This is a genomic window from Nocardioides oceani (genome assembly GCF_030412965.1).
Lineage (GTDB): Bacteria > Actinomycetota > Actinomycetes > Propionibacteriales > Nocardioidaceae > Nocardioides > Nocardioides oceani.
The window spans coordinates 1-217 of the sequence record NZ_JAUHJQ010000287.1 but is presented as its reverse complement, the minus strand read 5'-3'; the positions used below and the strand labels follow the sequence as shown (position 1 = coordinate 217).

At 83.4% G+C, this 217-nt stretch carries 1 protein-coding gene; it reads left to right on the top strand.

All coding sequences use genetic code 11. The features are described from left to right. Positions 1-217 (top strand): hypothetical protein (locus QWY28_RS24090; protein ID WP_300955417.1); only part of this gene is annotated, 217 nt, incomplete at both ends.

Here is a 217-nt window from a genome sequence, read left to right as displayed (position 1 = left end):
TGCGGGCCGTCTCCGACGCCGACGTACGCCGCGAGCGGGCGCTGGCCGCGAAGGAGGAGCACCTGCGTGGCACCGGCCACCCGTCCGCCGTCGAGCTCGACCGGGTCGCGGCCGCCCCCGGGGCCGGCCGCGCGGCGCGGGCCGAGCTGCAGGAGGCCGGCGTGGCCGCGGACCACGCGCGGGCCCGGCTCGGCGCCGCCGCGGACCTGCTCGCCTC